This window comes from Acinetobacter sp. 12966 (assembly GCF_031196995.1).
GTDB classification, from domain to species: Bacteria; Pseudomonadota; Gammaproteobacteria; order Pseudomonadales; family Moraxellaceae; genus Acinetobacter; species Acinetobacter geminorum.
Genome location: NZ_JAVIMC010000122.1, coordinates 1 through 1,236, shown reverse-complemented (window position 1 = coordinate 1,236; position 1,236 = coordinate 1). Strand labels below are relative to the sequence as shown.

Here is a 1,236-nt window from a genome sequence, read left to right as displayed (position 1 = left end):
GATCCTAGCCAAAATAATGGACAGTACTTCCCTCTAAAGATAACGTAACGTTAACTTTGGAGATCCAAGAAATGGCCAAACGTTTTAGTGCTGAATTTAAACAGCAAGCAATTGATTATGCACTTTCAAACTCACACGAGCCTATAGCTGCAATCGCCCAGAAATTAGGTGTGGGTTATTCAACTTTAGACAAATGGATTCGTGAAACCAATCCAGTGGGTTCAAGCAAACGTCAACTTTCACCAGAACAACAGCGGATCTTGGAATTAGAGAAAGAAGTCAAACAGCTCAAGGAAGCCAATGACATCTTAAAAAAAGCGCATGTGTACTTTCTAACAGATCATGCCAAGAAAAGTACACGGTAATTCAAGATCTAGATATGAATGAAGTCACGGTATCTTCTGCCTGTAAATACCTAGGTGTCAGCACTTCAGGCTATTATGCCTGGCGAAAACGTCAGGCCAATACGGTAGAGAAATATAATGATTTAAAAGCCGTATATTGGCAGCATCATGCACGATTGGGTGCACCTTCATTGGTACATGACATGCATGATTTAGGTTACAGCATGAGTGAACGCACTGTTGGAAGAATGCTGAAAAATCTGGGTTTACGCAGCAGGATTGCGCGTAAATACAAGCATACGACTGATTCAAACCATCGTTTGCCTACAGCACCCAATCTGTTAGAGCGTCAATTTACAGTCATTCAGCCTAACAAGGTTTGGACAACGGATATTACCTATATCCGTACCAAGCAAGGTTGGCTGTATTTATGTGTGATGCTGGATCTATTTAGTCGTCGTATCGTGGGGTGGCAAACCAGCCATCGAATAGACCGCCAGTTGGTGTGTGATACGTTTAACTATGCAATGGCTCGTCAGGGTTATCCAACTGGTGTTATGGTTCATTCGGACCAAGGTTCACAGTACTGTAGTCGTGATTTTAGAGCGCTGTTACTGACAAATGATTGTACTCAGAGTATGTCTAGACGTGGAAACTGTTGGGATAATGCAGTGACTGAAAGCTTCTTTCATACATTGAAAGGTCATGTGGTCCATGGCAGTGTGTTTGCCACTCGAAAAGAAGCGAATGCTGTCTTGTTTGACTATATTGAGATTTATTACAATCGGGTCAGAAGACATTCTGCAAATGGCTGGTTAAGCCCTGAAGCCTTTGAGAAGAAATATTTTAAGAATTTAGAGGGATTTGTTGTCCACGATACTGTCTAGGATCA

The 1,236-nt window shown here is 41.7% G+C and carries 1 protein-coding gene; it reads left to right on the top strand.

The window, feature by feature from the left end:
- Window positions 1-71: 71 nt before the first annotated feature.
- Window positions 72-1,231 (top strand): IS3 family transposase gene (locus RFW85_RS16770; protein ID WP_085945698.1). Its coding sequence is split into 2 segments (ribosomal slippage): window positions 72-306 and window positions 306-1,231, totalling 1,161 coding nucleotides; the frame shifts between segments, so codons are not numbered across the junction.
- Window positions 1,232-1,236 lie beyond the last annotated feature (5 nt).